Below are 23,012 nucleotides of genomic sequence, written 5' to 3'. Positions count from 1 at the left end.
CCCCGGGGGGGGTCATATTCCATTTTAAATTCGTCCTCACAACTCCAACTCCCCCCCACATTTTTTTTTTTTTTTTTTTTTCCGTGGGGGGGGGGGCCCCCCCCGGGGGGGCCCCCCCCCCGCCGTCGTTTCCATTCAGTGCCTGAGTTTCCATTCAGTGCCTGATGGGTCATGGTCCTTCATCGAGCTCAGCCGATCATTGGCCCTGGGCCACGGGGCCTTCCCACCGCTCGGGGAGCGGAACCGGAACCTCGGGTGCCGCCGAGGCCAGAATCTCCTGCAACACTCGCTGGACGTGCTTCTCCCCCACCCAGAGGTGCTTGGCGCCGTCGACGCCGATCACCTCGGCCTGGGGTACAAGTCCGAAGCGCCGCAGCGCCTCCTCGGGTTGCAGATAGTCGTCGTGCTCAGGCACCAATACCTTCAGAGGCAGCCCGCTGGCTCCCCAGCGCCGGAGGTCCTCGTCACCTGCACGATGCAGCGGAGGGGACAGGAGCACTGCGCCTTCGATCTCCCCGGCCACCGGCGCCTGGCTCCCGTACCGCAGAGCGAGTTCCGTACCGAAGGACCAGCCGACGAGCCAGCGATGCGGCAGTCCTCGCTCGACGGCGAAACGCACCGCGGCCTCGACGTCGTACCGCTCGGCGACGCCGCCGTCGAACTCGCCGTCGCTGGTACCCCTAGGACTCGACGTGCCCCGGGTGTTGAACCGCAGCACCGCCACTCCGGCGAGCGCCGGCAGACGGTACGACGCCTTGCGGTAGACATGGGAGTCCATGAAACCGCCATGAGTGGGCAGCGGATGAAGAGTGATCAGGGTGGCCCGCACCGGTCCGTCCATCGGCAGAGCCAGCTCGCCGAACAGCGTGAGCCCGTCTTCGGTACGCAGTTCGATGTTCTCCCGTCGCGCAGGCAGAACGCTGGTGGCCCGGATCGTCTGGGGTGTGTCGGCTTCCGCGAACTGAAGGGTCGACGGGTCGGCCGGGTCGTAGGCAGTCATGGGGTCAAGCCTAGAACAGTGGGTCCCTGGCGACGGATTCTCAGGACATACGCTGTCAGAGCAGCGTGAAGGCTCACCGGTAACGGTACGTGCGGCCCGTCCAGCAACGGGTGTGCCAATGGCGCCGCTCGGCTATTCCGGCCGCCTCTCCGAAGAGATGGTCTTCCTCCCACACCACGAGGTGCGCCTGCCCCGGAGGAATCGGCCGATGGCATCCTGGGCAGGTGTAGTCCTTGCCGGCCCTCAGCGCGGTCATGGTCCGCACCGTCCAGACACCGTCAGGTGCGACTTCACGGCGATCGATGCCGATGCGTGCTCTGTCGAGCTCAATCTCAGGACGGTCCTGAGCACCGCGCTTACCGGCGGAGGCTCCAGGGGTGCCCCGGCGTCGTCGGGGCTGATTGCTGCGGGGCACCCCTTCATTCTGCCAGTAGCCGGTGGTCGTCCGCCCGTTCCATGACGGGCGGCGTCCACCTCACCGACGGCTAGCGGAGTGCGACGACGGGCTCACCGTTCAGCAGGCCGGTGCCGCTGCGCGAACAGCTTCCGCTCTTCGGGGCTCCCTGGTTGTAGGCCTGGCGCACGCAGGACCGCAGCGCCAGCTGCCCCCAGTAGTTGGGGTGCAATGACTCCTGGACGAAGTAGTCCGAATTCGCGGTGCTGACCGTCCGGATCTGGTTGACCCATTCGCTGGCATCGGCCGCCCCGGACTGGGTCCAGGAACTCAGGCCCTTCTCCTCGAGCAGTCCCACCGTGTTCTCGCACAAGCGCCGGCCCGCGAAGAGAGAGGAGACATCCAGAGTCCGGACGTTGCTCAGACCGCTCTGAGAGGCGGCGTTGGCGACGGCACCGTTGATGGTGGGCAGCAAGGTGTTCGCGGCGTAGTCGACGTCGGCGTCCCACAGCCCGCACCCGCCGGTGTTCTGGCGGGTGTATCCGCTCTGGCTGTAACGCATCCCGCCGCTGGCGGGCAGCGGCGACGGATAGTTCTGAACGAGCAGGGTCCACGCGTTGTCGGAGTAGCCGGCGTTCCGCATGGCCGTACGGATGTTCTGCATCGCCGTCGCGATCTTGCCGGTGTTGGACGCGACCGTGCCGGCGCTCATCGCGTTGGCGACCGTGCTGCCGTTCTTGCAGTAGCTCGGGCTCCATCCGAAGGAGGTGAGGAAGTCCGTGACGCACTCCTGCATGATCGTGCCGAACTCGAAGTCGTTGCCGCCGATCGACAGGGCCACCATCGTGACGTTGTGGTTGGCCGCGAAGTTCTGAAGCATGAGTGCCTGACCCTGCTGACCACCCGAGTTGTAGAAGTCCAGGCCCGGCTTGAAGTTGCCGCTCGAGTTGGTGAACGTTGAGGTGCGGGCCCCGGAGCAGGCGAGGTTGAGACTGCTCACGGAGCCGCCGATGCCGATCTCTGCCGAATGGCTCCGGTGACAGCGGGCGATGGTCTCGGCGGTATTGGCGGCGTTGTCGTTGTAGGCCGTGGCGCCGAGCGCATCGATGCCGGAGGCACTCTTGTTGGTGTTGCCGGCCCAGCGACCCGCCTCACCGGAGATGTAGGAGTCCCCGACGGAGACCACCCAGGGGGTGCCTGAACCGGGGCTGTCGGCCCGGGCGGCCGGCGTAGCGGCCACAAGAGAGGCGAAGGCGAGAGCGGCGATGCTCAAGGCTGTGAAAAGGCGGGAACGCATCCCGCGGGCATGGTGCTGCATGTCTGGAGACTCCTGGCTGGTGACGCGTTCCCCAGCCCGTTTGGGACTGGTGAACGGCCCCGGTAGTGGGGCCGAGGCCGAAATTACCAGCCGGTAACCTTCATGCCCAGGGTCGTGAATCAACTTCGGGAAAGAGTTCGCGCATCGCTCCGGCAGCGTTCAGAGACCGTTCTCCTGGGTCACGAGCCGTTCACTCTCACGGCCGGAACGACGCCGCGCGTGGCCCGGCGGCCCGATCCTGGCCAGAGCCGGTATTGTTCTGTGCGTGCGTTTGGTGATTGCTCAGTGCTCCGTGGATTATGTCGGCCGGCTGAAGGCCCATCTGCCGTTGGCGAAGCGCCTTCTGGTGGTCAAGGCCGACGGCTCCGTTCTCGTCCACTCCGACGGCGGCTCGTACAAGCCCCTGAACTGGATGAGCCCTCCGGCGACCCTTCGGGTTCAGGCGCCAGAAGACACCGAGCTGGAATCGGGGGTCTCCGAGCAATGGGTTGTTCAGTCGGCGAAGACGGATGACCGGCTCATCGTCAACATCCACGAGGTCTTCCACGACACCGCACACGACCTCGGCGTGGACCCTGGCCTCATCAAGGACGGCGTCGAGGCCGATCTTCAGCGGCTCCTCGCAGAGCAGATCGAACTGCTCGGCGCCGGGTACAGCCTGATCCGCCGCGAGTACTTCACAGCGATCGGGCCCGTGGACATCCTGGCGCGCGATGCGCAGGGTGCCACGGTCGCCGTCGAACTCAAGCGCCGCGGTGACATCGACGGCGTCGAGCAGCTCACGCGATACCTCGAGCTGCTCAATCGCGATCCGGTCCTTGCACCGGTACGGGGCATCTTCGCCGCCCAGCAGATCAAACCGCAGGCCCGCGTCCTCGCCCAGGACCGCGGCATCGACTGCGTGACCCTCGACTACGACGCGATGCGCGGCGTGGACGACGCGGAAAGCCGGCTGTTCTAGAACCTCGGTGCAGTTGCGGGCTTCCCTGTCCCCGCGAACTCGCGAGTTACCTGCGAGTTCGCGCATTCACTGAGCGGTTTCGCACCTTATCAGCGAGTTGGTCGGCAGGCGGATGGCCGACCGCGGCCTCACCGCGAGCTGTGCCTCGCAGCAGCGATCAGTTGTGGCCGTAGACTCAAGTCATGCCTTTGGACTCCACCGTCTCTCCTGCAGGAGGACGCACCATCCTGCGCGGCCGTATCGTCTCCGATGGGGACAGCATTCCCGAGGGGCTCATCGCCATCTCCGACGGGAGAATCGCCTACGCCGGCCCGGCCGCAGACTTTCATGAGCCCGGTTTCGACGGTGTGGACGCCGCACCTGCCTCGCCCGACGCCATCCTGATCCCGGGCCTGGTCGACATCCACTGCCACGGCGGCAATGGCGGGGACTTCCCGTCCGGCGACGAGGCGTCCGCCCGGACTGCCATCGAATTCCTGCACCGCTCCGGGACCACCAGCCTCCTCGCGAGCATGGTCACGGCCCCACGGGAAGACCTCCTGGCCGGGATCGAACTCTTCACCCGGCTCACCGATGAAGACCTGGTGTCGGGCATTCACCTGGAGGGTCCGTTCCTCTCCGAAGCCCGATGCGGCGCCCAGAACCCGGCGTTCCTTCTCGACCCTGACCTGGAACTGGCCGAAGAGCTGATTCTGGCCGCCGCCGGCCGCCTCAAGACCATGACCTACGCCCCCGAGCTTCCCGGCGCGGCCGACCTCGTGGATCTCCTCACCACGCACGGCGTGGTGCCATCGCTCGGCCACACGGATTCCGACGACCTGACCGCAGCCCAGTCGCTCGCCGCCGCCCGGGACGGTCTCGCAGCGGCCGGCTTCGACGGATCCACCAGCCGCCCCACCGTCACACATCTCTTCAACGGCATGCCGCCTATCCACCACCGCTCCCCCGGCCCCGTGACGGCCTGCCTCCGGGCCGCCCAGAGTGGCCGCGCCGCCGTGGAGCTCGTGGCTGACAACACCCATCTGGACCCGAGGACGACTCTCACGGTGTTCGCCCTGGTCGGTTCCGCCAACGTCGTGCTCGTGACGGATTCGATGGCCGCTGCGGGCCTGAGCGACGGACACTACATGCTCGGCCCCTCCCCTGTCACCGTCGACGGCGGCGTCGCCACCCTGGACGCCACGGGCTCCATCGCCGGCGGCACCGCCACGCTGCTCCAGGTGGTCCAGCGGACCGTCGAAGCCGGGGTGAGCCTGGAGGATGCCGTCCGTTCGGCCACAGCGGTTCCTGCCGATGTGCTCGGCCTCGACGATGAGGTGGGGAGCCTGCGCCGCGGGCTGCGCGCCGACGTCGTCGTGCTCGACGGCGCGCTGCAGCTCCAGCGCGTCATGCGCGAAGGCGTCTGGCTCAGCTGAGCCGTTAAACACGGAACGGCCCGCTCTTCGTCACGAAGAGCGGGCCATTCGCCGTTCACTGCAGGCCGTCAGTCCAGTCGGTTGAGCCCCGGGCGCGGCCCGGCCTCCAACCAGGAGGAAAGACCGGTGTATTCGTCGAAACGCATGGCCAGCAGGACCTCCTGACCGGCATAGCTCAGCTCGACCACGACGGTTCCCGGCTGGACCCGTGCGGCTTCCGCCTCCCCGGGCTCACGCCGTCGCAGCAGTTCCAGCCTGCTGCGTTCGAAACTGTAGCGCGGGGTGGGGCTCAGAGAGAACATCCGGAACCACTCGAGTTCCGCCCCCTGAAAACGACAAACCCCCATCTGCCAGCGGCCGGTGGCCACGCAGATGGAGGCGTCGATGGTGCCCAGGGCGCGCCGCAGATTGATGCGGCGCACCCCTACAAGGCACAGGGCAAGGACGATGATCGCAAGGATCGCTGCGATGCCCAGAGTGACAATGAGTGAGTCCCCCATGTAGCGCGGACTGTTCAGTCCTACGCCGCGGCGGAATCGTTCAGCTGAGCATTGTCAGCCACGATCACCACTCGGTCATTGTCCACGGAGAAGAAGCCACCATCCACGTTCACACGGATGCGGCTGCCCGTCACCGGCTCGATGGAGAGCTCCCCCTCGGCCAGAATCGCCAGCAAGGGCGAGTGGCCGGGGAGGATGCCGATCGCGCCATCGCTGGTGCGGGCGTTGACGACCTTGGCCGTGCCGGACCACACGAAGTGGTCCGCCGCGACAACCTCTACATCCAGTTCGGCCATGATCAGCGAGTCTCAGACTGGATCTTGGCCCACTGACGCTCGACGTCGTCCATGCCGCCGACGTTGAAGAACGCCTGCTCGGCGATGTGGTCCACGTCGCCGTTGCAGATCGCCTGGAAGCCTTCGATGGTGTCCTTGATGGACACGGTGGAGCCTTCGACGCCGGTGAACTGCTTGGCCGTGTACGTGTTCTGCGAGAGGAACTGCTGGATACGGCGGGCGCGGGCCACGACGATCTTGTCCTCTTCGGAGAGCTCATCCACACCGAGGATGGCGATGATGTCCTGCAGTTCCTTGTTCTTCTGGAGGATCTGCTTGACGCGCACCGCGGTGTTGTAGTGGTCCTGACCGATGTACTGCGGATCGAGGATTCGCGAGGTGGAGGTCAGCGGGTCCACGGCCGGGTACAGACCACGGGAGGCGATTTCACGGGAAAGTTCCGTGGTCGCATCCAGGTGGGCGAACGTGGTCGCCGGAGCCGGGTCGGTGTAGTCATCAGCCGGGACGTAGATGGCCTGCATCGAGGTGATGGAGTGGCCCTTGGTCGAGGTGATGCGCTCCTGGAGGAGACCCATCTCATCGGCCAGGTTCGGCTGGTAACCCACGGCGGAAGGCATGCGGCCCAGCAGGGTCGACACCTCGGAACCGGCCTGGGTGAAGCGGAAGATGTTGTCGATGAAGAGCAGCACGTCCTGGTTCTGGACATCGCGGAAGTACTCCGCCATGGTCAGCGCGGACAGCGCCACACGCAGACGCGTTCCCGGCGGCTCATCCATCTGGCCGAACACAAGAGCGGTGTCCTTCAGAACGCCGGCCTCTTCCATTTCGACCCAGAGGTCGTTGCCCTCACGGGTACGCTCGCCGACACCGGCGAACACCGAGGTGCCACCGAAGTTGCGGGCCACACGGGTGATCATCTCCTGGATGAGCACGGTCTTGCCCACGCCGGCGCCGCCGAACAGGCCGATCTTTCCACCCTTGATGTAGGGGGTCAGGAGGTCGATGACCTTGATACCGGTCTCGAGCATCTCCGTGGAGCCCTCAAGGCTGGCGAAGCTCGGAGCCTTGCGGTGGATCGGCCAGTAGTCAGCGGCCTGGATCTCCGACTCTGCAACGTCGAGCGGCTTGCCCAGGACGTTGAAGATGTGACCCTTGACGCCGTCGCCCACGGGCACGGAGATCGGGGAACCCGAATCCCGCACCTGCGTGCCACGGACGAGGCCGTCGGTGGCCTGCAGGGAGATCGCGCGCACCAGGTTGTCGCCGAGGTGCTGCGAGGTCTCGAAGGTGATGGTCTTGGTCTCACCATTGAGGGTGATCTCAGTGGTCAGGGCGTTGTAGATTTCCGGGATGGCGTCGGCCGGGAACTCGACGTCGACAACCGGCCCAATGACACGGGCAATACGACCGGTGGCGCCGGCCGCAGTCGCTGCGTGCTCAGTAGCGGTGGCAGTCATCTCTCTCACTTCACTCAGTAGATGGCGTGTGTTAAGTCTAAACGGTGGTACAGCCGCGAAGGCTGCGCCGGAACGTGCTTCGGATCAGGACGCGAGTGCGTCCGCACCTGCCACGATCTCGGTGAGCTCCTGCGTGATCTCGGCCTGACGGGCCGTGTTGCGCAGTCGCGTGTACTTCTTGATCAGCTCGCTCGCGTTGTCGCCTGCCGACTTCATCGCACGCTGGCGTGCTGCCAGCTCGGATGCTGCAGCCTGCAGCATCGCCGCGAAGATGCGGGATTCGATGTAGCGCGGCAGCAGTGCGTCCAGCACCTTCTCGGTCTCCGGCTCGAAATCGTAAAGCGGCAGCAGCTCCGTCTCAGGAGTGGCTTCCTCTTCGACGACCTCCAGCGGCAGGAGGCGGACCACGGTGGGTTCCTGCGTCACCATGGACTTGAAGCGGGTGTAAACCACGTGGATCTCCTCCACGCCGCCCTCTTCGAAGTCGGTGGCGAAGTCCTCCAGGAGGACCTTGCTGATCTCCTGAGCAGTGGAGAACTCCGGAGCGTCGGTACCGCCGGTCCAGACCCGCTCATACGGCCGGGTGCGGAACTCGAAGTAGGCCTGCGCCTTGCGGCCGACCAGGTACGTCTTGACGTCCTTGCCTTCACCGTGGAGCAGCTCGATCAGGCCCTCGGCCTGCTTGAGCACACCCGCGGAGTAGGAACCGGCAAGGCCGCGGTCTGCCGTCAGGATGACGACGGCGGCACGACGGACCTGGGTGGGCTCGGTGGTCAGCGGGTGATCCACCTGGCTCTGGCTGGCGACAGCAGAAACGGCACGGGTGATGGCGCGAGCGTAGGGCTGCGAGGCGGCCACACGGGCACGCGCCTTGCCGATGCGAGAGGTCGCGATCAGTTCCATCGCCTTGAAGATCTTGCGCATCGACGTCGTCGAGGCGATCTTCTGGCGGTAGACCCGGATCTGGGCTCCCATACTTGTCCTTTCTTAGGATCCTGCGGATCCAAGGCTCCGGTGCGGTATCCCAGGGCCGCCCGCGAAGGCGGCCCTGGGATGGTGCGCCTTTAGCGCTTCTGCTTGACGATCTTTTCCTGGTCCACGGAGTCGCCCGAGATGGCCTCGTGCTCCTCGTGGCCGGCGCCGACCAAGTGGCTGTCGCCCTCGCCGAAGAAGCCCTTCTTGAAGTCGGTGATGGCCGCCTTCAGTGCTTCGACGGTGTCGTTCTCCAGCAGGTTGGTCTGCCCGATCGTGGTCAGGATCGAGGACTTGTGACGCAGGTGCTCCAGGAACTCGGCCTCGAAGCGGGAGATGTCCTCCACCGGGACGTCGTCCAGGTAGCCGTTGGTACCGGCCCAGATGGAGACGACCTGGTCCTCGACCGGGAACGGCTGGTACTGGCCCTGCTTGAGCAGCTCCATGAGGCGGGCGCCACGGGTCAGCTGCTGGCGGGACGCGGCATCCAGATCCGAGGCGAACATGGCGAATGCCTGCATGTCACGGTACTGCGCCAGGTCCAGCTTCAAGGTGCCGGAGACCTTCTTCATGGCCTTGACCTGAGCGGAGCCACCCACTCGGGACACCGAGATGCCCACGTCGACGGCCGGACGCTGGTTGGCGTTGAAGAGATCCGACTGCAGGAAGATCTGACCGTCGGTGATGGAGATGACGTTCGTCGGGATGTACGCCGAGACGTCGTTGGCCTTGGTCTCGATGATCGGCAGACCGGTCATCGAACCGGCTCCCAGCTCGTCGGACAGCTTGGCACAACGCTCCAGGAGGCGGGAGTGCAGGTAGAACACGTCGCCCGGGTAGGCTTCACGTCCCGGCGGACGACGGAGGAGCAGGGACACTGCACGGTAGGCCTCGGCCTGCTTGGACAGGTCATCGAAGATGATGAGGACGTGCTTGCCCCCATACATCCAGTGCTGGCCGATGGCGGAACCCGCATACGGAGCAAGGTACTTGAAGCCTGCGGGGTCGGAAGCCGGGGAGGCCACGATCGTGGTGTACTCCAGGGCGCCCTTCTCCTCGAGGGTCTGACGCACTGCCGCGATGGTGGACGCCTTCTGGCCGATGGCGACGTAGACGCAGCGCACCTGCTTGTTGACGTCGCCGGACTCCCAGTTGGCCTTCTGGTTGATGATGGTGTCCACCGCGATGGCGGTCTTACCCGTCTGGCGGTCACCGATGATCAGCTGACGCTGGCCACGGCCGATCGGGATCATGGCGTCGATGGCCTTCAGGCCGGTCTGCATCGGCTCGTGAACCGACTTACGCTCGGTGACGCCCGGCGCCTGCAGCTCGAGGGCACGGGTGCCTTCGGCCTTGATCTCGCCAAGATCATCGATGGGCTGACCCAGCGGATCCACGACGCGGCCGAGGAAGCCGTCACCGACGGGCACGGACAGGATCTGTCCGGTGCGGTGCACCTCCTGGCCTTCTTCGATGCCGGTGAAGTCACCGAGAACGATCACGCCGATCTCGCGGACATCCAGGTTCTGGGCCAGGCCCAGAGTGCCGTCCTCGAAGCGAAGCAGCTCGTTGGCCATGACGGAGGGAAGACCCTCGACACGGGCGATGCCATCGCTGGCGGTGGTCACACGACCGACCTCGACACGCTCGGCGTTGCCGGGTTCGTAGGACGCCGCGAACTCGTTCAAGGCATTGCGGACGTCGTCGGCGTTGATGGTCAATTCGGCCATCTGCAGTCCCTGCTCTCCTGTTTCGTGATCATCGCTGCTCACGATGACCTGGTGTTCTGTGAAAGGTTACTTGCCTGGCTCAGCTGACAAGCTTGCGGCGCAGTTCGCCGAGTTTGGTCAGAACCGAAGCGTCTACCACTTCGTCACCGACCTTGACGCGGATTCCACCGATGAGCTCAGGATCAACGGCGACGTTGACCTTGAGATCCCGGCCGTAGAGGGCGTTCAGACCAGCCTGGAGGCGGCCGAACTGCTCTTCGGTGAGGGGACGGGTCACATCCACGGTGGCGATCCAGCGCTCTTGACGCTTGGCGGCCAACTCTGCGAAACGTTCCACCAGCTTGACCGGCTTGACGCCACGCGGGGCGACGACGGCCTGACGGATGAGAAGCTGTGCCTCGTCGCTGGCGCCAGGCACCAGCTTCCGTGCCAGCTCTGCCTTCTTCTCCGGGTTGGCGGCCTGGTCTGCGAGAGCGCTCTGCAGCTCGTGACTGGACCCCACCACGGTGTTGAAGGCGAACAGATCGTTCTCCAGCGCTTCAAGTCCGGAAGCACCACCACCGGCGGCGGCTCCCTTGGACTCAGCGACGGCGATCGCCACGGTAGCGGCGATAGTTTCGAGCGCATCGCCGATGTCGCGGGCGTCCGCCCAGCGGGAGGCCGCCAGCGAACTGGCGATCTGCTCGGCGTCGGCTGAGACCCTGCCGGCCAGGATTCCGCGAATCAGGCCGGACTTCTCCTCCGCGCTGCGGGAAGGATCGGTCACTGCCCGGCGCAAACCGGCCGAACCGTCAAGCACCTCGAGGATTCCGAAAAGCTCAGTTGCCAGCGACAGCGGAGCCGTGGCGAGCTTGGGCTCGACCTCGGCCAGCGCCGCCTTCAGCGATTCGCTCGATACACCTGCCATTACTTTGCTGCACCTGCGCTCTGGTTCTCCAGATCAGCCAGGAAGCGGTCGACGACGCGGCCCGCGCGTGCATCGTCCTCCAAGGACTCTCCGACGATCCGACCGGCCAGCGTCGTGGCAAGGCTGCCGACTTCGCTGCGGAGGGAGACGACGGCGGCCTGGCGCTCTGCCTCGATCTGTACGTGGGCCTGCTCGGTGATTCGGGAGGCCTCTGCGGCCGCCTTCTCCTTGAGCTCGGCGAGAATCTGAGCACCCTCTGCACGTGCTTCCTCGCGAATGCGATTGGCTTCCGTGCGGGCGTCCGTGAGCTGCTGCTTGTACTCTTCAAGCGCTGCGGTGGCTTCAGCCTGGGCCTTTTCGGCCTTGGCGATGCCGCCCTCAATGGCCTCTGCGCGCTCGGCAAAGGTCTTCTCGAACATCGGGACAACAAACTTGACCGCGATGAAGAGCAAGACCAGGAAGCCGACCAGGACCACGCCCATTTCCCAGACGTTGGGAACGAGAGGGTTGGCGCTGCTGTCGCCGGAGGCGAGGATCAGTCGATCCATTTCACCCGTCCTATCTACTCGTTACTGGTTTGGCGTTGGCTGAAGGTTTACTTCAGGACGAACGCGAAGACCAGGCCGAGGATGGCGAGAGCTTCGGTCAGAGCAAGACCGAGGAACGCGATCGGCTGCAGCACACGCTGGGCCTCCGGCTGACGAGCAACACCGTTGATGTAGGCCGCGAAGACCAGACCCACACCGATACCACCGCCGATGGCGGAGAGGCCGTAGCCGACGAGGTTGAGAGAGCCGTTGATTTCGCCGTTCATGGTTTTCCTTTCAGTCGCCGCGGAGCGGCTGTTACGGGGTTGTTTTTCCCCGAGAGGGGAAGTGTGGAGAAGACTTAGTGACTGTCCGCGTGAAGCGCGCCCTCGATGTAGATGGCGGTCAGCAGCGTGAAGACATAGGCCTGAAGCACCATGATCAGCGCTTCCAGCATGTACATTGCAACGGCGCCGACCAGCACGAGGATCGAGGTGCCCTTCAGGAGGACGTTTTCCTGGGCGATGAGAAACTCGATGCCGGAACCCGCGATCATGACGATCAAGTGACCCGCGAGCATGGTCGCGAAGAGACGGAGGCTGTGCGTGACGGGGCGGACCACGAAGTTCGAGATGATCTCGATCGGGACCACCAGCGGCAGAATGTACCACGGCACACCGGACGGCACGACCGCGAGCTTGAAGTAGCGCAGACCGTTCTTCTTCACACCGATCGCGATCCACGTGACATACACCAGGACCGCCAGCACATAAGCCCCGCCCACATGGGAGAAGGACGGCAACTGGATGACCGGAATGGCACCGTAGATGTTGTTGACCAGAATGAAGAAGAAGAGGCTGAATAGCAGCGGGACGTACTTGATGAAGTCCTTGCCGCCGATGATGTCCTTGGCGATGCCGTTGCGGACGAAGCCGTAAGCGGATTCTCCCGCGAACTGCAGCTTGCCGGGCACCAGCTGGCCCTTGCGGGCGGCGGCCAGGAAGAAGGCCGCGATGATGACCACGGAGAGGATCACCAGAAGCATCTGCTTGGAGAAGCCGTCCGCCGCCCCCCAAGGCAGAATCGCCGGGAGGTGCATTTCGTCAATACCAGGCGGGTTGAAAGAACCCGAATCCTGAGCGGGGAGCGTAAGCGCGAACAACGCGTTTCCTCTCTGCAGTGTCCATCGTTGGGCATGTGGCGGGGCGTGCTCGCTCTGAGAGCGGTTCCCCCTGTGAAATTATTTGGAAGGCTTGTGGGGCTTCCCGGGCTCAGGCCCAGAACTTTCCGCGCGGTGTTTGAAGAAACCGTGCATCTGGGCGAGATAGAAACCTCCGGCGGCACCGAGAAGGGCTCCAGCGAGCACCAACCAGCGCGTTCCCCACAGTGAATCCAGTCCCCACCCTATCAAACTCCAGACCAGGATTCCGCCGACGATGTAGCTGAAGACGGCCATGCCTGCGTTGTATCCGCCGTCGCCGGATTCACCGGAATCCGCGGCCGGCTGAGGCGTTTGGTCTTTTGCCACGTCAGGACCTCTCTTCCGAGGCGCTGGAAGGGTTTTCAGGCCCTTTCCGCTCGTTGAAGATCAACAGACGCGCCTTCGAGAAGCCGTACAGTTCAGCGACCTGCCAGAGAATGACCGTCACCACGGCAGCTGTCACAAACCAGCGGCCAAGGAGCCAGCTCGGAGGACCGAGCACGAGAAAGAGCACCCCGAACACGATGACCTTGACGAAGTAGAGGCCCGCCATCAGTCCGACGGCACCCGAAGGATTGCGCCGGCCGATCAAGTGGCCCGCCAGAAGCGAGATGCCGAAGAAGACCATCACGAGGAGCCCGCCGCAGAACGCCGAGAGTGCCCCGAGTCCTCCGTTGAGCAGCCAGGCCACGACGGACGTGAGTAGCAGGCCCACCCCGGCGACTGCCGAGCTGAGGGCCAGCAGGCGAAGCCAGAGCGATTCAGTTCCGGAGGCCGCCGTCGCTCGCGAAGCCCGGGATGACCGGGCAGGGCGATGCGAGGATGCAGACATGGAGGCCTATCGGGTGAGTGAGTTGGTACGCGGATCCTGTGGGGACCTTCGCACCGACAATTCTACACGAGATAGAAAGAGGGCCTTCAGCCGTCTTTCCGGGATGCAGACCCCGGGGCGAGCCGTGGCCACAATGTGACGACCGTCAGGGCTGCGCAAAGCAGCAGGACCACCGGCAGCACGACGTCCCAGGCGAAGAACGCCAAGGCCGCGCATCCGTATGCGAGCACCGCGGTCCAGGCGTACATCAGCAGCACCGCGGAACGGTCCTTGTGTCCCAGATCGAGGAGCTTGTGGTGAAGGTGTCCCCGGTCCGCGGACCACGGCGAACGGCCCTTCGCGGTGCGACGCACCACGGCCGAAATGAAGTCGAGCAGAGGCACTGCCAGGACCATGAAGGGAAGCAGCATCGGCAGCACCGTGGGCAGGCCGTTGATGCGCTGATACAGTCCGGAACCGACCTGTCCCGTAGCCACGATTCCAGCGGAAGCCATCAGCAGTCCGATGAGCATGGCGCCGGAGTCACCCATGAAGATCCTGGCGGGGTACCAATTGTGCGGAAGGAAGCCGAGGCAGCTGCCCACGATCACCGCGGTCAGCAAGGTGGCCAGATCCGAGTAGTCCAGCAGCACCGCATTGCGATGTACCCAGTAGGCCATCAGGAAGAACGCCGAACCGCCGATGACCGAGACTCCCGCGGCGAGACCGTCCAGGCCGTCGATGAAGTTCAGCGCGTTCATGGTCACCGCGATGAGAAATGCCGTGAGGACGACGCTGAGTGGATAGGAAGTGATCGCGATCGGCTCCGTGAAGAACGGGATCACGGTCATCCGCACGCCCCACAAGGCCACGATCAGACCGGCCGCGAGCTGTCCCAGCAGCTTGATCCACCACCGCAGATCCAGGAGGTCATCCAGCAAGCCGACCACGACGATCACCGCGGCCCCGGCGAGCACCCCCCATGGGGAGGCGTTGCCCCGGAAGATGTCCTTGACGAAGAAGGACTGACTCGCCACGAGCAAAGCCACCAGCACACCCAGGAAGATCCCGAGCCCGCCCAGCCGCGGAACAGGCTTCCGATGCTGATCGCGCAGCCGGATGGGAGTGAACAGCTGATACTTGTTCCCGAGAGAACGGGCCAGCCACGTGGCGAAGTAGGACACGATCATGGCGGTGAGCGCCATGAGGGAATACATGATCATGCGTGGCCGCCCCGCGACGGACGGGCTGGGGCAAGGCCCCTGCCTCTACCCGGAGTGACGTTCTGCACTGTTCCTGCTCTCATCGGCGCAGGGTGAGCCGCGCCGTTCAGAGGCCGGGATGAGACGCCCTGTTTCACGGCGATCCGGCCTTTCACGTAACCAACATACTAGGAAGCCGGCCTCAGTCCTCCGAGGACGTGCCGGGTGCGACATTGATCATGGTTGCGGTCCACTCAACTCATAAACGCCGTCCAGGACCGCTTGATTGGGCCTCGGACGCCGCACGCCGTCCTTGATCCCGCGGCGGAGACAGGAGAGAAGCTGCTTCTTGTCCCCGGAGCGGCGGAAGGTACCGGACCAGAAACGGACCGTGGAGAACATGTAGAGGGGAAGCTCCCAGGGTTTCAGCGCCCGTGATCTCGTGTAACACCAGATCCTGTTCCGGACCTCGTTGTAGAAACGGGGCCCGGGGTCGCTGTCGAAGCCTCCGAAACGCTTGGTGTGATGCATGGCCTCAGACGCGAGGACCTGGATGGCGTCGTGCCTTCTGGCAAGCCGCATGGTGTGCTCGAAGTCATCGACCCAGATGAAGTAGTCGACCACAGGAAGGCCGAGTTCCCGGACGGCGGAGGCACTGAGCATGCAGGAGACGAAGGAGGCGCTCCTGATGGGGCGGGCCCCGACACGCTCCGCCGCCGCATGCTGCGCACGGCCGGCCAGGAAGCGCGTGCGCATGCTGTTCATCGGGTGTTCCCGGCCATCGCTCCAGAGGACCTTGCTGGCGACGACCGATGGGCGCTGTTCGGGGCGCTCCGCATACTGTTCCCAGGCACTCACGAGTTCGTCGAGGGTGCCTTCGAGCGGCTCGGTGTCGTCATCCATGACCCAGACCAGATCGGCTTCATGGACGTGGACGGCCCGGTCCATCCCGACCGCAAAGCCGCCCGCTCCCCCGACGTTCGTGCTCAGCTCCACGAGATCGACCGGAAGCCCGAAATCACCGTTCCGTACGAAGTCCGTGGCACCGTCGGTGGACGCATTGTCGACCACGACCACGATATCCGGCCGGCGACGGCCACCGGCGATGCCGGCGAGAGTCTTGGCCAGCAGATCCTTGCGGTTGAAGCTGACGACGACGGCGGCGACCCGGGCTCCGCCGGCCGCTTCCTGATGGCTCACTGCTCTCCTCCTCGGGGGCGCCTGGCCAGCAGCCAGGCCAGTTTCCAGGGTTCGACGAACACCCGGTAGGCCACTCTCCTGGGATGGAAGAGGAGCCTCCAGGCCCATTCGAAACCCAGCCGTCCGATCCAGCGCGGGGCAAGTCGCTGGGATCCTCCCAGCTGCTCGATCGCGCCGCCGACCGCACAGTACACAGCGGGCAGCCGTGAGCCCAGGCGTGCGATGACGCGCTCCTGCAGCGGCATTCCCAGGCCGACCAGCACGATCTGGGGCGCAAAGCCCTCCAGCCACAGCCCGGCGGACTCCTCCACGGCGTCGTCCCAGTCCTGGCCGGAGTGTCCTTCCACCGCTGTCTCCGGCAGGCGCCGCCGAAGCTCTTCGACGGCAGCGGCATTCGCCGCCGGGGCCGAGCCGAGCACTGCGAGCCGCTCAAGGCCGCGCATCGAAGAGATCTCGGCAAGCCAGTCTGTCGACCCCACCCGGTAGCGGCCGGCAGGCTTCCCCCCGGCGTGAGCCCGGGCCCAGAGCTTCGCGACCGGCGCTCCATCCAGCAAGATCAAGCTGCTCTGCTCATAGAACCGGGCGAAACCGGGATCCTCGAGACACAGCGTGACGCTGTGCAGATTGTGCCCTACGACGGTGTGGACTCCAGGCTCTGCGATCAGACGGCTCAGCTCATCGATCACCTCGGAAGCCGTCAGCGCCGTCACCTCGACGCCGAGGAGCGGCACTCGCTGACGCAGCACTCAGGAACCCTGGGGTCCGCTGGGATCCTGGGGCACGGTCCGCGGGGATGCCTCGGTTTCCGCGGTCTCGGACGCTTCTGCGTCCGGAGCGGAGACTTCCTCCACGGCTTCGGTGTCAGCGGCTGGACTGTCCTCGGCCTCGGCCACGGTCTCAGTCTCGGTTTCGGGACGCGCGGCCTCGGGCGTCTGCTCGGTTTCCTCGCCCTGCGTGGTCTCCTCAGCCTGCGTGGCGTCGACGGACGGCTCCGTGCCCTCGGCGGCCTGCGCCGTCAGTGGGCTGTCCTCACCCGGCTGCCAGGTGACCACCTCCTGGCCGAACGCGAGGATGGAGGGCACGACGTCGCGCAGCGACTCCAGCGAAATGGCCCCCTGGCGCACGATGCGCACCCGCGTGCCCGTGCAGTCGACAATGGTCGACGGCAAAGCGTCGGCGTCGGCGTCCGCGGTGGGACGCGGCCCTCCGTCGAGGTACACCTCCACCGATTCAGCAAGCTGTTCCTGGGCATTCTCCGCGGTCTGGGCGGCCGCCTGACCGGTCCGGTTGGCGGAGGAGACCGCAAGCGGCCCCGTCCGGGCGAGAATGTCCAGCGCGAGTTCGTCGTCCGGGACACGCAGTGCCACGGTGCCCTTGGTCTCGCCGAGATCCCAGTCCAGAGACGGCTGAGCATGCAGAATGACCGTGAGGGCCCCAGGCCAGAAGGTCTCCGCCAGCTTGCGGGCGTCATCGCTGATGTCCACCGCCAGCCCATCCATGGTCTGCATGCGCGGGATCAGGACGGGGGGCGGCATCGTCCGGGACCGGCCCTTGGCAGCCAACAGGAGCCTCACCGCGAGGGGCGAGAAAGCGTCCGCAGCAATGCCGTAGACCGTGTCGGTAGGCATGACGATGCACTGCTGAGCCGTGATGGCCCGCTGTGCATGGGCAAGCCCTTCGAAACGGCTTTCCTCCGTGGAGCAGTCATAACTGGAAGTCACGGTGACATTCTCCCATCTCTTCGCGTGCGTTCAGGTCCTGGTCGTCGATCACGACGCCCGGCGTGCCGAAGTCGCCCTGTCCTTGCCATTGAGGTCCTGGTGCGTCTGCACCGCCTCCCACCGAGGATCCTTGCCCAGCCGGGCAGCGAGCCATGGTGCCTGGACCTCGGCGTGCTCCATGATGAAGAAGCCGCCTCCACGCAACAACCGGGCCGCGCTGGCCGCGGCGGCGAGGGGAAGATCCATTCCGTCCTCTCCCCCACCGTACAGAGCCATGTGCGGATCATGTTCCGCGACCTCGGGCTCGCGGGGAACGGCCTCCCGCGGGATGTACGGGGGGTTGGAGACCACGATGTCCACCGTGCCGTTCAGCTCCGGAAGCGCACTCCTCAGATCGCCCTGGTGGAGGGCGACGCCGTGCGGCCGCATGTTGCGCTCAGCCCACGCTATCGCCAGCGGGCTCAGCTCGACGGCGTGCACGCGGGCGCCCGGAACCTCCTGAGCCAAGGACGCTGCAATGGCGCCGGAACCGGTGCCCAGGTCGACCACGAGCGGCTCGTCCAGCCCTTCGGCCTGGAGTTCACGGCAGCGGTCGATCGCCCACTGGGCGACTTCCTCGGTTTCCGGACGCGGAATGAAGACTCCCGGCCCCACGGACAGGTCAAGACGCCGGAAATGGGCCACGCCCGTCAGATGCTGCAGGGGGATGCGTTCGGAGCGCTGTTCGAGCAGCATCACGTAGCCTTCGGGCACCTCGCCGTTGCCGAGCAGCATCGCATGGTGAAGCGCCTTCAAGTCCAGTCCGAGGGCATGGGCCAGCAACAGCTCCGCATCCCGGCGGGGACTGGGGACGCCTGCCTCCGCGAGAAGGGCGGAAGCCGCCCGCACCGCCGTTGAAAGGGGCGCCCCCGGCAGGAGGGCGTCGTCGTCGATCACGGCGTGTTTACTCGCCCAGTGCGTCCAGGCGCGCCTGTTCGTCCATTTCGATGGCCGACTGGATGACCGGCTCCAGGTCGCCGTTCATGACCGCGTCCAGATTGTAGGCCTTGTACCCGGTGCGGTGATCCGCGATGCGGTTCTCCGGGAAGTTGTAGGTGCGGATGCGCTCGGAGCGGTCCATGGTCCGGATCTGGGACTTGCGGTGTTCCGCGCTCTCCGCGTCGAGCTGCTCCTGCTGGTGCGCCAGCAGACGGGCCCGGAGCACGCGCATGGCGGCTTCACGGTTCTGCAGCTGCGACTTCTCATTCTGCATCGCCACCACGATGCCCGTGGGCAGGTGGGTGATGCGGACGGCCGAGTCGGTGGTGTTGACGGACTGGCCGCCCGGACCGGAAGAACGGTAGACGTCGATCTTCAGGTCGTTCTGGTTGATCTCGATCTCCTCCGGCTCGTCCACCTCGGGGAACACGAGCACGCCGGCGGCCGACGTGTGGATCCGGCCCTGAGACTCCGTGGCCGGCACACGCTGCACACGGTGCACGCCGCCTTCGAACTTCAGGCGTGCCCAGACGCCCTCGGCGGGGTCGTTGGAGGAGCCCTTGATGGCCATCTGGGCGTCCTTGTAGCCGCCCAGATCGGACTCGTTGGAGGAGATCAGTTCCGTCTTCCAGCCGCGCGCTTCGGCGTAGCGGGTGTACATGCGGAGCAGATCGGCAGCGAACAGGGCCGCTTCCTCGCCGCCTTCGCCACCCTTGACTTCGATGATGATGTTGCGGGCGTCGTCAGGATCGCGCGGGATGAGCAGGCGCCGCAGCTTCTCCTGAGCGGCGGGCAGCTTCTCCTCGATCTGAGCGACTTCCTCCGCGAAATCGGGATCCTCGGCGGCCATCTCGCGAGCCGCCTCAAGGTCGTCGCTGAGCCCACGCCAGGTCTTGTACGCCTCCACGATGCCATTGAGCTGCGCAGAGCGGCGGCCCAGCTTACGGGCCTGCGACTGATCGGCGTAGACGGCAGGGTCGCTCAATTGCGCCTGGATCTCGGCGTGCTCGTCGAGCAGCCCCTGGACGGACTCAAACATTGTTCAAAACCTCTTTCGACCTGATGACAAGTTTATCGGGAGACGGCAAACGGGGATGGGACCGGCGCACGGCCGATCCCATCCCCGTCAGACGCTACTTGTCGTTCTCCGACTTGGCAGCCAGGGTGGTCCGCTGCACCTGGAGCAGGAACTCCGCGTTGCTCTGCGTCTCACGGATCTTGCTGGTGAGCAGTTCCAGACCCTGCTGCTGCTCCAGACCGGAGAGCAGGCGGCGCAGGCGCCACATGATCTTGACCTCGTCCTGCGAGAGGAGGTTCTCCTCGCGCCGGGTGCTGGAGGCGTTGACGTCCACGGCCGGGAAGATGCGCTTGTCCGCCAGGTGGCGGGAGAGACGCAGCTCCATGTTGCCGGTGCCCTTGAACTCTTCGAAGATGACCTCGTCCATCTTGGACCCGGTCTCCACCAGTGCGGTGGCGAGGATGGTCAGAGAGCCGCCGTTCTCGATGTTGCGCGCAGCACCGAAGAAGCGCTTCGGCGGGTACAGCGCCGCGGAGTCCACACCACCGGAGAGGATACGACCGGACGCGGGAGCGGCCAGGTTGTAGGCACGGCCCAGGCGGGTCATGGAGTCCAGGAGGACCACCACGTCCTTGCCCATCTCCACGAGGCGCTTGGCACGCTCGATGGAAAGCTCGGCCACCGTGGTGTGATCATCGGCGGGACGGTCGAAGGTGGAGGCGATGACCTCGCCCTTGACCGTGCGCTGCATGTCGGTGACTTCTTCGGGACGTTCATCCACCAGGACCATCATGAGGTGGACCTCAGGGTTATTGGTGGTGATGGCGTTCGCGATCGACTGCAGGATGAGCGTCTTACCGGCCTTGGGCGGGGACACGATCAGGCCGCGCTGGCCCTTGCCGATCGGGGCCACCAGGTCGATGATGCGGGGGCCGATCTTCTTGGGATCGGTCTCCAGGCGCAGGCGCTCGGACGGGTAAAGCGGGACGAGCTTGTTGAACTCGACGCGGTTCTTCAGTTCCTCCGGCTGCAGGCCGTTGACGCTCGTGACACGCACCAGCGCGTTGAACTTCTGCTGACGGCTGTTGTTCTGCTGGTTGCCGCCGTTTTCACCATCACGCGGGGCACGGATCGCACCGACGACGGCGTCGCCCTTACGCAGATTGTGCTTGCGCACCTGGTTCAGGGTCACGTAGACATCCTGCGGGCCCGGCAGGTAGCCGGAGGTGCGGATGAAGGCGTAGTTGTCCAGCACATCGAGGATGCCTGCCACGGGGACCAGGACATCGTCGTCGCTCAACTCGGTGTCGTCGACCTCGGGGCCCTGGTTACGGCCGCGACGGCGCTCGTTCCGGTCCCGGAAACGGTCATTGCGATCGTTGTTGCGCTCATTGCGGTCACGCCGGTTCCGACGGTTACGGCGGTTGCCGCCCTCGTCGTCGTCATTGGTGCGCTGTTCCTGTTGGCGGCCGCCCTGCTGATTGCCACCCTGCTGGCGATCACCCTGCTGGTTCCCCGCATCGGCGTTGCGCTGATTGCGCTGCTCGTTGCGGTCGCGGCGGTTACGGCGGTTGCCATCGCCCTCGGCACGGGCCTCGCCCTGGTTGTCCGCGTTCTCGGCGGTCTCAGCGGGGGCGTCGGTCTTCGCCTCGGCGCCCTCAGCCGCGTTCTCGCCACGACGGTTGCGGTTACGGGTGCGGCTGTTACGACGCTCCCCCGTGCCCGGCTCATTACCTTCAGCGTTCTCCACCGGAGCCTCGGCCGCCGGGGACTCGGCAGCGGACGGCTCAGTGGAGGCCTCAGCTGCGGCCACGACCCCGTCGCTGCCGGCGCGCCGGGAACGGCTGCGGCTGCGGGCACGGGCCGGAGCCTCGGTGCTTTCCTGCTCGGTCTGAGCAGCATCGGCCTGTTCGGCCTGCGGCTTCTCGGTCTTGGCGGTGGACCGTCCCGTGGCCTTAGCCTCGGCGCCCTTCGCCTGTGTCGCACGGGCGTCCGCGGACTTGGCCGCGGGACGGTCCGCCACAGAGGAGCCCCGCTGATGGTCGGAAATGGCGGTCACAAGGTCACCCTTGCGCATCCGGGAGCTTCCCGAAATGCCGAGCTGGCTCGCCAAGGCCTGGAGCTGGGCCAGCTTCAGGCCCGCCAGACCGCTGCTCTTCGCTGCCGGAGAAGCAGACGATGAAGTGTCCTCAGACGATGCTGGGACAATGGTTTCAGTCACGAAGGATCCTTCCCCCTCGACGGCGCCCGGACTGGAGCCAGGCGGTTGGGTTTGACAGCTCAGGCCTTCAGATCGTCCTGGGCTGCTCATGGACCGCGCAATGGGGCGACGCATGAGTTTTTTGCAAGGGATTTTGCCGCGCGGAACTAAGGTCTGTCACAAGGGATCTGCGGGAACTGACCCGCGCGCAAAGGTGGCATTCATTGCGGATTCACCGCGAATGCACTACTACCTTAGCACCTTCACGGTCCACTTCCGGCCTCAGAACACGCCAGGACACGCTGTCCTGCCGCATTCCGGTGATGAAGTCCTCCACCGCGGCCGCTTCCTCCGGGGATGACGTGAGGGTCATGACCGTGGGCCCGGCCCCCGAGACCACGGCCGCGTGACCCCGCTGACGTAAGGCTTCGATGAGCTGCGCGCTCGGCAGCATGGCCTGTGCCCGGTAACCCTGATGAAGATAATCCCTGGTCGCAGGCAACAGCAGCTCCGGCTGGGCCGTCAATGCCGCCACCAGCAGGGCGGCACGTCCGGAGTTCATGGCCGCCTCGTGGTGATCCACCTGAGCAGGCAGCAGTTCACGGGCAAGCTCGGTCGACAGTTCGAAGTCGGGGATCGCGACGACGGGGTGCACCCTCGTGTCGACATCGGCCCGGGCGCTGTGGAAGGACTCGCCCTCCTGCCAGGACAGCGCAAGGGCACCGAAGATCGCGGGCGCGACGTTGTCCGGATGGCCTTCGATCTCACTGGTGAACTGCAGGATCCAGTCCAGGCCACGCCGCGCCTCCTCGGGAACCAGACCATTGGCCGCCAGGGCGGCGGCCACGACGGCGGCGGCGGAACTGCCGAGTCCACGGCCATGCGGGATCACGTTCTCCGCGCTGAGCGCCAAGCCGCCATGGCGGTAGCCCAGACGGGCCAGGGCCTGCTCGAACGAGCGGACGACCAGGTGCCGTCCGTCGCGCGGCACCGATTCGACACCTTCACCTCGGAGATCGAACTCCAATTCACCGCCGTCGAGCGTTGTCACGGTCACCGTGTCGGAAAGCGAGACCGCCAGACCGAGGCTGTCATAGCCGGGCCCGAGATTCGCGCTGGTGGCGGGAACCTGAACGGTCACGGAGAGGCCGGCGGGCAGGACCGTGAGGCCCGCCGCGCCGGCGTCGTCAAGCAGATCCGTCAA

At 65.5% G+C, this 23,012-nt stretch carries 24 protein-coding genes; 2 read left to right on the top strand and 22 right to left on the bottom strand.

Features of this window, described 5'->3' with window-relative positions; translation table 11 throughout:
• Positions 1-196: 196 nt before the first annotated feature.
• The 3 genes from ACIPXZ_RS02775 to ACIPXZ_RS02765 form a co-directional block, all read right to left on the bottom strand.
• Positions 197-1,000, bottom strand: a complete 804-nt coding sequence (locus ACIPXZ_RS02775; protein ID WP_400590592.1) for an alpha/beta hydrolase — start codon at positions 998-1,000, stop codon at positions 197-199.
• Between the two features lie 73 nt (positions 1,001-1,073).
• A complete protein-coding gene (locus tag ACIPXZ_RS02770; RefSeq protein ID WP_400590591.1) occupies positions 1,074-1,415 on the bottom strand; it encodes an ATP/GTP-binding protein in 342 nt (113 codons plus the stop codon).
• 70 nt (positions 1,416-1,485) lie between these two features.
• Positions 1,486-2,712, bottom strand: a complete 1,227-nt coding sequence (locus ACIPXZ_RS02765; protein ID WP_400590590.1) for a hypothetical protein — start codon at positions 2,710-2,712, stop codon at positions 1,486-1,488.
• A 265-nt stretch (positions 2,713-2,977) separates the two neighbouring features.
• On the opposite strand from ACIPXZ_RS02765, the gene nucS reads away from it, so the two are divergent.
• Entirely contained in the window at positions 2,978-3,673 is a 696-nt protein-coding gene (gene nucS, locus ACIPXZ_RS02760) for an endonuclease NucS (protein ID WP_400590589.1), read from the top strand.
• 182 nt (positions 3,674-3,855) lie between these two features.
• On the top strand, positions 3,856-5,088 hold the full coding sequence (locus ACIPXZ_RS02755; protein WP_400590588.1) for an N-acetylglucosamine-6-phosphate deacetylase: 1,233 nt from the start codon (positions 3,856-3,858) through the stop codon (positions 5,086-5,088).
• Positions 5,089-5,156: 68 nt separating this feature from the next.
• On the opposite strand, the gene ACIPXZ_RS02750 is transcribed toward ACIPXZ_RS02755, so the two are convergent.
• The 19 genes from ACIPXZ_RS02750 to thrB form a co-directional block, all read right to left on the bottom strand.
• Positions 5,157-5,588 carry a DUF2550 domain-containing protein gene (locus ACIPXZ_RS02750; protein ID WP_400590587.1) on the bottom strand — a complete coding sequence of 144 codons (432 nt, stop codon included), beginning with the start codon at positions 5,586-5,588 and terminating at the stop codon, positions 5,157-5,159.
• Between the two features lie 20 nt (positions 5,589-5,608).
• Entirely contained in the window at positions 5,609-5,884 is a 276-nt protein-coding gene (locus tag ACIPXZ_RS02745) for a F0F1 ATP synthase subunit epsilon (protein ID WP_400590586.1), read from the bottom strand.
• Between the two features lie 2 nt (positions 5,885-5,886).
• The gene (gene atpD / locus ACIPXZ_RS02740; protein WP_400590585.1) at positions 5,887-7,341 is read right to left on the bottom strand and encodes a F0F1 ATP synthase subunit beta; all 1,455 of its coding nucleotides are present in this window, start codon (positions 7,339-7,341) and stop codon (positions 5,887-5,889) included.
• A gap of 84 nt (positions 7,342-7,425) precedes the next feature.
• Entirely contained in the window at positions 7,426-8,316 is an 891-nt protein-coding gene (locus ACIPXZ_RS02735) for a F0F1 ATP synthase subunit gamma (RefSeq protein ID WP_400590584.1), read from the bottom strand.
• Positions 8,317-8,405: 89 nt separating this feature from the next.
• A complete protein-coding gene (gene atpA / locus ACIPXZ_RS02730; protein ID WP_400590613.1) occupies positions 8,406-10,043 on the bottom strand; it encodes a F0F1 ATP synthase subunit alpha in 1,638 nt (545 codons plus the stop codon).
• A 79-nt stretch (positions 10,044-10,122) separates the two neighbouring features.
• A complete protein-coding gene (locus tag ACIPXZ_RS02725; RefSeq protein ID WP_400590583.1) occupies positions 10,123-10,950 on the bottom strand; it encodes a F0F1 ATP synthase subunit delta in 828 nt (275 codons plus the stop codon).
• Entirely contained in the window at positions 10,950-11,498 is a 549-nt protein-coding gene (locus tag ACIPXZ_RS02720; RefSeq protein ID WP_400590582.1) for a F0F1 ATP synthase subunit B, read from the bottom strand. The genes ACIPXZ_RS02725 and ACIPXZ_RS02720 overlap by 1 nt, the downstream gene beginning before the upstream one ends.
• Positions 11,499-11,545: 47 nt before the next feature.
• The gene (gene atpE, locus ACIPXZ_RS02715; RefSeq protein ID WP_066210942.1) at positions 11,546-11,764 is read right to left on the bottom strand and encodes an ATP synthase F0 subunit C; all 219 of its coding nucleotides are present in this window, start codon (positions 11,762-11,764) and stop codon (positions 11,546-11,548) included.
• 74 nt (positions 11,765-11,838) lie between these two features.
• Positions 11,839-12,639 carry a F0F1 ATP synthase subunit A gene (gene atpB / locus ACIPXZ_RS02710; protein ID WP_400590581.1) on the bottom strand — a complete coding sequence of 267 codons (801 nt, stop codon included), beginning with the start codon at positions 12,637-12,639 and terminating at the stop codon, positions 11,839-11,841.
• Positions 12,640-12,717: 78 nt separating this feature from the next.
• Positions 12,718-12,933, bottom strand: coding sequence for an AtpZ/AtpI family protein (locus ACIPXZ_RS02705; RefSeq protein WP_400590612.1), 216 nt, complete (start codon positions 12,931-12,933; stop codon positions 12,718-12,720).
• Between the two features lie 73 nt (positions 12,934-13,006).
• A complete protein-coding gene (locus tag ACIPXZ_RS02700) occupies positions 13,007-13,510 on the bottom strand; it encodes a hypothetical protein (protein WP_400590580.1) in 504 nt (167 codons plus the stop codon).
• 86 nt (positions 13,511-13,596) lie between these two features.
• A complete protein-coding gene (locus ACIPXZ_RS02695; RefSeq protein ID WP_400590579.1) occupies positions 13,597-14,712 on the bottom strand; it encodes an MraY family glycosyltransferase in 1,116 nt (371 codons plus the stop codon).
• Positions 14,713-14,928: 216 nt separating this feature from the next.
• A complete protein-coding gene (locus ACIPXZ_RS02690) occupies positions 14,929-15,891 on the bottom strand; it encodes a glycosyltransferase (protein ID WP_400590578.1) in 963 nt (320 codons plus the stop codon).
• Positions 15,888-16,637 (bottom strand): WecB/TagA/CpsF family glycosyltransferase, encoded by a 750-nt coding sequence (locus ACIPXZ_RS02685; RefSeq protein WP_400590577.1) that lies wholly within the window; start codon positions 16,635-16,637, stop codon positions 15,888-15,890. The genes ACIPXZ_RS02690 and ACIPXZ_RS02685 overlap by 4 nt, the downstream gene beginning before the upstream one ends.
• Positions 16,638-17,612 carry an L-threonylcarbamoyladenylate synthase gene (locus ACIPXZ_RS02680; protein ID WP_400590576.1) on the bottom strand — a complete coding sequence of 325 codons (975 nt, stop codon included), beginning with the start codon at positions 17,610-17,612 and terminating at the stop codon, positions 16,638-16,640.
• Between the two features lie 48 nt (positions 17,613-17,660).
• Positions 17,661-18,548, bottom strand: coding sequence for a peptide chain release factor N(5)-glutamine methyltransferase (gene prmC, locus ACIPXZ_RS02675; RefSeq protein WP_400590575.1), 888 nt, complete (start codon positions 18,546-18,548; stop codon positions 17,661-17,663).
• 7 nt (positions 18,549-18,555) lie between these two features.
• A complete protein-coding gene (gene prfA / locus ACIPXZ_RS02670; protein ID WP_400590574.1) occupies positions 18,556-19,629 on the bottom strand; it encodes a peptide chain release factor 1 in 1,074 nt (357 codons plus the stop codon).
• A gap of 94 nt (positions 19,630-19,723) precedes the next feature.
• Positions 19,724-21,829, bottom strand: a complete 2,106-nt coding sequence (gene rho, locus ACIPXZ_RS02665; protein WP_400590573.1) for a transcription termination factor Rho — start codon at positions 21,827-21,829, stop codon at positions 19,724-19,726.
• 211 nt (positions 21,830-22,040) lie between these two features.
• The gene (thrB, locus tag ACIPXZ_RS02660; RefSeq protein WP_400590611.1) at positions 22,041-23,003 is read right to left on the bottom strand and encodes a homoserine kinase; all 963 of its coding nucleotides are present in this window, start codon (positions 23,001-23,003) and stop codon (positions 22,041-22,043) included.
• Positions 23,004-23,012 lie beyond the last annotated feature (9 nt).

The organism is Arthrobacter sp. NPDC090010 (genome assembly GCF_044748305.1).
Lineage (GTDB): Bacteria > Actinomycetota > Actinomycetes > Actinomycetales > Micrococcaceae > Arthrobacter_E.
The sequence above is the reverse complement of the archived record's forward strand: the minus strand, read 5'-3'. Positions and strand labels throughout refer to the sequence as shown.

Coding starts and splice junctions, on each gene's coding strand:
- ACIPXZ_RS02775 (WP_400590592.1), bottom strand. CDS start 1,000: ATGACTGCCTACGACCCGGCCGACCCGTCGACCCTTCAGTTCGCGGAA.
- atpE (WP_066210942.1), bottom strand. CDS start 11,764: ATGAACGGCGAAATCAACGGCTCTCTCAACCTCGTCGGCTACGGCCTC.
- ACIPXZ_RS02735 (WP_400590584.1), bottom strand. CDS start 8,316: ATGGGAGCCCAGATCCGGGTCTACCGCCAGAAGATCGCCTCGACGACG.
- ACIPXZ_RS02705 (WP_400590612.1), bottom strand. CDS start 12,933: ATGGCCGTCTTCAGCTACATCGTCGGCGGAATCCTGGTCTGGAGTTTG.
- ACIPXZ_RS02745 (WP_400590586.1), bottom strand. CDS start 5,884: ATGGCCGAACTGGATGTAGAGGTTGTCGCGGCGGACCACTTCGTGTGG.
- ACIPXZ_RS02765 (WP_400590590.1), bottom strand. CDS start 2,712: ATGCAGCACCATGCCCGCGGGATGCGTTCCCGCCTTTTCACAGCCTTG.
- ACIPXZ_RS02700 (WP_400590580.1), bottom strand. CDS start 13,510: ATGTCTGCATCCTCGCATCGCCCTGCCCGGTCATCCCGGGCTTCGCGA.
- ACIPXZ_RS02720 (WP_400590582.1), bottom strand. CDS start 11,498: ATGGATCGACTGATCCTCGCCTCCGGCGACAGCAGCGCCAACCCTCTC.
- atpD (WP_400590585.1), bottom strand. CDS start 7,341: ATGACTGCCACCGCTACTGAGCACGCAGCGACTGCGGCCGGCGCCACC.
- prfA (WP_400590574.1), bottom strand. CDS start 19,629: ATGTTTGAGTCCGTCCAGGGGCTGCTCGACGAGCACGCCGAGATCCAG.
- ACIPXZ_RS02755 (WP_400590588.1), top strand. CDS start 3,856: ATGCCTTTGGACTCCACCGTCTCTCCTGCAGGAGGACGCACCATCCTG.
- atpA (WP_400590613.1), bottom strand. CDS start 10,043: ATGGCCGAATTGACCATCAACGCCGACGACGTCCGCAATGCCTTGAAC.
- ACIPXZ_RS02750 (WP_400590587.1), bottom strand. CDS start 5,588: ATGGGGGACTCACTCATTGTCACTCTGGGCATCGCAGCGATCCTTGCG.
- ACIPXZ_RS02695 (WP_400590579.1), bottom strand. CDS start 14,712: ATGATCATGTATTCCCTCATGGCGCTCACCGCCATGATCGTGTCCTAC.
- ACIPXZ_RS02725 (WP_400590583.1), bottom strand. CDS start 10,950: ATGGCAGGTGTATCGAGCGAATCGCTGAAGGCGGCGCTGGCCGAGGTC.